The 1,166-nt window shown below is 33.1% G+C and carries 1 protein-coding gene; it reads left to right on the top strand.

The window, feature by feature from the left end; translation table 11 throughout:
• Window positions 1-226: 226 nt before the first annotated feature.
• Window positions 227-1,166: IS110 family RNA-guided transposase (locus CLV33_RS17435; RefSeq protein ID WP_105474953.1), on the top strand; the 940-nt coding region annotated here is incomplete at its 3' end.

The raw sequence follows: 1,166 nt of genomic DNA, 5'->3' as shown, positions 1-1,166 counted from the left end.
AATTATACACGTCTTAACTTAGCATTTCACTAAATTAGATAAATTAATCATAAAGAACCAAAGAGAGGAATAAGGTTAATATACACGTAGAGACCTAGATCTCGTCAACATTGCTAATCCCTTCTCTTTTCTACGTTAAATTCGTTCAGTTCTATGAAGCTTTTAGACTTCGATTTTAAGTTGTTGAATTCACAGTAGATTGGCTCTTTACAATCCTTTTTTTATTATGAATAAAGATATTAAATATTTTGGACTAGACATTAGTAAAGATGTCTTTGATGTTTGTGATGACAAGCAAAATTATTATCAATTTAAGAACACGGTTTCAGGTTTTAAAAAGCTGTTAGAACTGTTAGATTTCAATACAGTTTGTGTTATGGAAGCTACAGGTTATTATCATCTTCGGTTATCCTATTTTTTGATAGACTTAGGTTATAGGGTCAGTATTGTAAATCCATTAAAGATAAAACACTTTATACAGATGGATCTATCAAGAGTTAAAACCGATAAGAGCGATTCAAAACAGATTCAGCGCTATGGTTTAGAGCAATGCCCAGAACTGTGGTTAGGTCAATCTAAAATCCAGCAAGAGAGCTTACAACTATCGCGTTTGCTAGATGTTTACACAAAACAAAGTACACAGTTAAAAAATAAGCTACATGGCGAAACAGTTTTAGGCGCACCATCAAAAGCTGTTGTTAGGTCTTTAAAACGACAATTAAAAGCTCTAGTAAAAGAGATGAAACACTTGGAAGAAAAGTTAGAGGCTAATGTAAAATCAGAATATCCAGAGTCAATTACGCTGTTAAAAAGCATACCAGGTATAGGACCTAAAACAGCCATAATATTATTGGTTTTTACCGATGGGTTTCACAGATTTAAAAGTGCAAAAGAATTATGCAGTTATGCAGGACTTACACCAGTAATTAAACAAAGTGGAAGTAGTGTAAAGGGACGATCGAGAATCAGTAAAATGGGGAATCCCAAACTTAGAAACTTATTGTTTATGTGCAGTTTTAATGCCTGTAAATATAACAAGGCCTGTAAGGCATTATTTGATAGGTTGGTATCCAAGGGCAAAAGCAAAAAACTAGCTCTTATTGCAGTGTGCAACAAGTTATTAAAACAAGCATTTGCAGTTGTAAAAAATAGATTGCCATACGATG

This window comes from Jejuia pallidilutea, from assembly GCF_002973595.1.
In the GTDB taxonomy this organism is placed as follows: Bacteria; Bacteroidota; Bacteroidia; order Flavobacteriales; family Flavobacteriaceae; genus Jejuia; species Jejuia pallidilutea.
Note: the sequence above shows the minus strand (reverse complement) of the source record. Positions and strands in the feature narration are given on the sequence as shown.